Origin of the sequence: Micrococcus sp. HSID17227 (assembly GCF_003989405.1) — a bacterium.
Taxonomy (GTDB): domain Bacteria; phylum Actinomycetota; class Actinomycetes; order Actinomycetales; family Micrococcaceae; genus Micrococcus; species Micrococcus luteus.
Map to the genome: position 1 here is coordinate 1 of NZ_RBLN01000137.1, position 5,647 is coordinate 5,647.

Here is a 5,647-nt window from a genome sequence, read left to right on the forward strand (position 1 = left end):
TGGCCAGGGCGGTCATCGCCAGGGCCCCGGCCCAGCCCCGGACCAGACGGGCCGGCCCACGCACGACGCGCGGAGGGGCGTCCTCGAGGCCGGACGGGGCCCACGGAGCGGCGGCGACGGCGCTGCGCATGCCACGACTCCTCTCCGCACGGCCCCGGCCCACGTCGGCCGGACGATCGTCCGCCCATCCTACGCGCCCGCAGACGACGACGGGCGCCCCACCCGAGGGTGCGACGCCCGTCCCGCGGCGTGCGGCGTGGGTCCGGGGACCCGCACCGCGACCGGGATCACTCGGAGGCGGCGGCCTTGAGCTTGGAGCCGGCGGTCACCTTCACGGAGTGGCCGGCCGGGATGGTGATCTCCTCGCCGGTGCGCGGGTTGCGGCCGGTGCGCTCCTTGCGCTCGGTGCGCTCCACGGCCAGCCAGCCCGGGATCGAGACCTTCTCGCCCTTCTTGACCTGGGCGGTGAACACCTCGAAGAGGGCGTCCAGCACATCGCTGACGGCGGCCTGGGTGTTGCCGGAGCGCTCGGCGACGGCGGCGACGAGTTCCTTGCGGTTCATGGCCATGGGTCCTCCCTATGGGACGTCGGTTACGGTTCCCGGGCCGTTCGGACCGGGCTGCCAGTTGTGAACGTACCACCTCTCCGCGGGCGAATCGCCCCCTGAACCGCGAGAATCCGCGATTTCCCGTGACCCGGGCGGCCCTGATCCCCGAGGCACGACGACGGCGGCGCCCCTCCTGAGGAGGGACGCCGCCGTCGCGGTGGTGCCGAGCGCCCGGAGACCGGGCCTCAGGTCACCAGGAGGACTTGGTCACGCCGGGCAGCTCGCCACGGTGCGCCATGTCGCGGAAGCGCACGCGGGAGATGCCGAAGCGCTGGAAGGTGCCGCGGGGGCGACCGTCGATGGCGTCGCGGTTGCGCACGCGGACCGGGGAGGCGTCGCGGGGCAGCTTCTGCAGGCCCAGGCGGGCGGCCTCGCGGGCCTCGTCCGACGCGTTCGGGTCCACGAGGGTCTTGCGCAGCTCGAGACGCTTCTCGGCGTAACGGGCCACGATGGCCTTGCGCTGCTCGTTCTTGGCGATCTTGGACTTCTTGGCCATCTCAGCGCTCCTCTCGGAAGTCGACGTGCTTGCGGACCACCGGGTCGTACTTCTTCAGGGTGATGCGGTCCGGGTTGTTCCGGCGGTTCTTGCGGGTCACGTAGGTGAACCCGGTGCCGGCGGTGGACTTCAGCTTGATGATCGGACGAACGTCCTTGTCCTTGGCCATGTCAGAGCTTCACTCCCTTCGCGATCAGGTCCGCCACGACGGCGTCGATACCGCGCACGTCGATGGTCTTGATGCCCTTGGCGGACAGCGTCAGGGTGACGTTGCGGCGCAGGGAGGGGACCCAGTAGGTCTTCTTCTGGATGTTGGGGTCGAACCGGCGCTTGGTGCGACGGTGCGAGTGGGAGATGCTGTGGCCGAATCCCGGCCCAGCCCCGGTTACCTGGCAGTGAGCTGCCATGATCACTCCTCGTGGCAAGTAGTAGTAAAAGGACGGGCGGAACCCGCATGGCGGCGAGCCGCGGACCTGTCCGCGGACACCTGTTGTGAGCCCCGCCCCGGGTGTGGACACCGCACTCTTACTGCGACTTCTCGAAAAGGGGGACCAGGCTGGGTGAGAGCCAACCGAAGTTCCTTATGGGATCGCTGGTGTGGACGGTGAGCCCCGGTCCGTCCTGAGGACGTCCCGGGATCCGGTCTGCGGGAGCGCGTTGCTTTTCCGACCCGCCGCCCCCCCGGTCACCTGACCGATGGAACGACGAGAACAACGCGGCGTGCGCCGTCCCACCTTACGCGAACCGTGGGCGTCGCTTCAACTCGACGGGGGGCGCCTGTGGTATGCGCACGGTCCTCGGCCCCCAGGGCCGCTCCGCTCGCCACGGCTCGGCGCGGCCACGGGCGCTGGGCCGGCCCACCCCTGCGGCGCGGATCAGGCGACCGACGCCCCCAGCAGCGAGCCCACCGCCAAGGTCAGGCCGAGCGCCAGGGCACCGCCGAGGACGACGCGCACGGCCGCCCGCAGCGCGGGCGCGTCGCCGAGCCGGGCCCCGACCCAGCCGGTCACAGCGAGGGCCACGAGGGTGACCCCGAACGTGAGCGGGATACGGAAGTCCACCGGCGCCAGGACGACCGTCAGGAAGGGCAGCAGCGCGCCCACGAGGAACGAGAGGAAGGAGGCCCCGGCGGCAGCCCAGGGGCTGACGACGTCCTCCTCCGCCATGCCCAGCTCCATGCGCAGATGCGCGGCGAGCGCGTCCTTCTCGGTGAGCTCCCGCGCAGCGGCCTCGGCCGTGGCCCGGCTCAGGCCGTCCGCCTCGTAGAGCTGCACGAGCTCCTCCAGCTCGCCCTCGGGATCCTCCTCGAGCTCGCGGCGCTCCTTGGCGATCAGCGACTTCTGCGAGTCGGAGGACGAGGAGACGGACACGTACTCGCCCAGCGCCATGGAGAAGGCGCCGCCGACCACGGCGGCGGCACCGGCCAGCAGGACCGGGGTGAGCGCCGTCGTCGCACCGGCGACTCCGACGACGGTGGCGGCGACGGACACGATGCCGTCGTTGGCGCCGAGCACGCCCGCGCGGAGCCAGTTGAGGCGGGCATGCACGCCTTCGGCGGCGTGCGGTTCGTCGGGACCGCCCGGCGGGACCTGATCGGCGAGGGGCGAGGACTGTTCAGACGTGTGCGACATGTCTCCATGGTCGCGGCGCGGGGCGGGGTGCGCCAGGCAGGTGAGGCGTTCCTTCGGACGGGGATGCCACGAGACTCGCTGGTGCTGTTGCCAGGATTGTTCAACAACAGCTACCGTCTCCCCAGCGCCTCGTGACGCCCGTCACCTCGCCTGGCGCCCTCGACGAAGGTGACCACCGTGTCCCACGCAGACATCCCCCACGCCGGACCGGACGGCTCGACCCCCTCGGGCACCGCGCCGAAGACCGACTCCCGCGCCGCGAGCGCCACCCGGCGCACCGCACTGCTCGGCGCCATGTTCCTCATGGCCACCTCGGCCATCGGCCCCGGCTTCATCACGCAGACCGCCACGTTCACCGTCCAGATGGGCGCCGCGTTCGCGTTCGCCATCCTGGTCTCGATCCTCATCGACGTCGCCGTCCAGATGAACGTGTGGCGCGTCATCGGCGTCTCCGGCATGCGCGCCCAGGAGCTGGCGAACCGCGTCCTGCCCGGCCTCGGCTGGGTCCTCGCCGCGCTCGTGTTCCTCGGCGGCATGGTCTTCAACATCGGCAACATCGCCGGCACCGGCCTCGGCGCGAACGCCATGCTCGGCGTCGACCCCCTGATCGGTGGCGGCGTCTCCGCGCTCATCGCGCTGTTGATCTTCCTCTCCAAGCGCGCCGGCGTGGCCCTGGACCGGATCGTGGTGGCGCTCGGCGCCGTCATGATCCTGCTGATGCTGTACGTGGCCATCACCTCCGCCCCGCCCGTGGGCGAGGCCCTGCGCCAGTCCGTGATGCCGGAGGAGGTCGACTTCTTCGTGATCGTCACCCTCGTGGGCGGCACCATCGGCGGCTACATCACCTACGCGGGCGCCCACCGCATGATCGACTCCGGAGTGAAGGGCGTGGACGACGTCCAGGACATCACCCGCAGCTCCGTGGCCTCGATCCTCGTGACCGGCCTGATGCGCGCCCTCCTGTTCCTGGCGATCCTCGGCGTCGTCGCCTCGGGGGCGGTGCTGTCCAAGGACAACCTGGCCGCCTCCGCCTTCCAGGCCGCCGCCGGCGACATCGGCCTGCGCATGTTCGGCATCGTCCTGTGGGCCGCCGCCGTCACCTCCGTGATCGGTGCGTCGTACACCTCGATCAGCTTCGTCACCCGCTCCACCACCAGCGCCCGCACCCGCAACCTGCTGACGGTCGCCTTCATCGTGGTCTGCACCGCCCTCTACCTGGCGCTGCGCCAGGCACCGCAGACGCTGCTCGTGTTCGCCGGCGCGTTCAACGGCATGATCCTGCCGGTCGGCTTCGCCGCCCTCCTGTACGTGGCCTGGCGCCGCCGCGACCTGCTGCACGGCTACCGCTACCCCGGGTGGCTGCTCGTGATCGGCGCGCTCGCGTGGATCGTCTCCGTGTTCATCGCGGTGCGCGGGTTCATCCCCATGGTCGAGATGATCACCGGTGCCTGAGATGACCACGACGAAACCGCTGCCGCCGCTGGACGGCGCCACGACCCCCGCGCAGGCCCGCGAGCGCTTCCGCGCGGGGCTCGTGCGGCCGACCTCGGGGATCGCCGACGGCTACGCGCAGGCGAACCTCGTCTCGATCCCGCAGGACCACGCCTACGACGTCCTGCTCTTCGCCCAGCGCAACCCCCAGGCCCTGCCGCTGCTCGGCGTGTTCGAGGCCGGCGAGGTCAACGGCCCCGCACTGGACGGCGACGTCCGCACGGACGTGCCGCAGTACGTGGTGTACCGCGACGGCGTGGAGACGGACCGCCCCACGGATCTGCTCGACGTGTGGCGGGACGACCTCGTGACGTTCGTGATCGGCTGCTCGTTCACCTTCGAGTCCGCCCTGGTGGCCGAGGGCATCCGGATGGCCCACCAGGACGCCGGCGTGAACGTGCCGATGTACCGCACCACGCGGCGCTGCGCCTCGGCGGGCCGCCTCTCAGGCCCGCTCGTGGTCTCGATGCGCCCCATCCCCGCCGACCGCGTGGCCGACGCCGTGCGCATCACCTCCCGCTACCCTGCGGTGCACGGCGCGCCCGTGCACGTGGGCGACCCGGCCGGCCTCGGGATCACGGACCTGTCGGCACCGGACTTCGGCGACGCCGTCGAGGTCCCGCACGGCCACCTGCCCGTGTTCTGGGCGTGCGGGGTGACGCCGCAGGCGGCGATCATGGAGTCCCGCCCGCCGCTGGCCATCACGCACGCGCCCGGGCACATGCTCATCACGGACCTGCCGGACCGGATGTTCCAGGTCCCGTGACCGCCGGGGCCCGGGGAGACGGTCAGCCCCCCACGGCGGCGAGGTGCGCCAGGACGAACTGCTCCGCCTCGTCCAGGTAGCCGCCGAACATGGCGTGCACCGCGGGCAGGTCGCCGGCCAGCAGCCGCTCCACGATCCACCGGTTGCGGTCCGCGAACAGCACGTGCAGGCGCGTCTGCTCGTCCATCGGATGGAACGCCAGGCGCACGCGGGCCTGCACCGACGCCATGAGCCGCGTGAGCTCGGGGGCGCCGGCCAGGTCCACGATGCCGACGTGGACGCGATGGTTGGCGTCGCCCAGGACCCGCGCGGGCGTGTCCGGGCCACCGGAGAGCAGGTCCTGGGCACAGCGCAGGTGGCGCGCCGCGCCGGGGGTGAGCTCGCCGTGCTCGAGGGCGCCGAGCTGGATCACCCGACGCGTGCGGTACAGCCCGCGCACGTCCTGCGGACCCGGCGCCGCCACGAACACCCCGCGGTGCGGCCGGCGCTCCACGAGGCCCTCCGAGGCCAGCATGGTGAACGCCTCGCGCAGGCTGTTGCGACTGACCTGGAGCTCGGCGGCCAGCGCCACCTCCCCCAGCCGCTCCCCCGGCACGAGCCCGGCCGCCGCGATCCGCTGCCGCAGCTGCGCGGCCGCGGCCACGGGAGCCGGCGC

General features: G+C 72.1%; 8 protein-coding genes. 2 read left to right on the forward strand and 6 right to left on the reverse strand.

From position 1 onward, the window contains the following. Positions 1-287 precede the first annotated feature (287 nt). The 5 genes from D8M29_RS07790 to D8M29_RS07810 form a co-directional block, all read right to left on the reverse strand. The gene (locus D8M29_RS07790; RefSeq protein ID WP_002858339.1) at positions 288-569 is read right to left on the reverse strand and encodes an HU family DNA-binding protein; all 282 of its coding nucleotides are present in this window, start codon (positions 567-569) and stop codon (positions 288-290) included. Between the two features lie 229 nt (positions 570-798). Continuing rightward, positions 799-1,104: a 30S ribosomal protein S14 gene (rpsN, locus tag D8M29_RS07795; RefSeq protein ID WP_002858338.1), complete on the reverse strand. Its 306-nt coding sequence runs from the start codon at positions 1,102-1,104 to the stop codon at positions 799-801. 1 nt (position 1,105) lies between these two features. Next, positions 1,106-1,273, reverse strand: a complete 168-nt coding sequence (rpmG, locus tag D8M29_RS07800) for a 50S ribosomal protein L33 (RefSeq protein ID WP_002858336.1) — start codon at positions 1,271-1,273, stop codon at positions 1,106-1,108. A gap of 1 nt (position 1,274) precedes the next feature. Then, complete coding sequence (gene rpmB, locus D8M29_RS07805; RefSeq protein WP_002858335.1) at positions 1,275-1,511, reverse strand: 50S ribosomal protein L28; 237 nt, start codon at positions 1,509-1,511, stop codon at positions 1,275-1,277. 468 nt (positions 1,512-1,979) lie between these two features. Next, complete coding sequence (locus D8M29_RS07810) at positions 1,980-2,735, reverse strand: VIT1/CCC1 transporter family protein (protein ID WP_078025513.1); 756 nt, start codon at positions 2,733-2,735, stop codon at positions 1,980-1,982. Between the two features lie 168 nt (positions 2,736-2,903). On the opposite strand from D8M29_RS07810, the gene D8M29_RS07815 reads away from it, so the two are divergent. After that, positions 2,904-4,187, forward strand: a complete 1,284-nt coding sequence (locus D8M29_RS07815; protein ID WP_036316820.1) for an NRAMP family divalent metal transporter — start codon at positions 2,904-2,906, stop codon at positions 4,185-4,187. Continuing rightward, positions 4,180-4,992 (forward strand): putative hydro-lyase, encoded by an 813-nt coding sequence (locus tag D8M29_RS07820; RefSeq protein ID WP_036316823.1) that lies wholly within the window; start codon positions 4,180-4,182, stop codon positions 4,990-4,992. The genes D8M29_RS07815 and D8M29_RS07820 overlap by 8 nt, the downstream gene beginning before the upstream one ends. Before the next feature lie 22 nt (positions 4,993-5,014). Here D8M29_RS07820 and D8M29_RS07825 read toward each other — a convergent pair. Beyond that, positions 5,015-5,647: GntR family transcriptional regulator (locus D8M29_RS07825; protein WP_148111547.1), on the reverse strand; the 633-nt coding region annotated here is incomplete at its 5' end.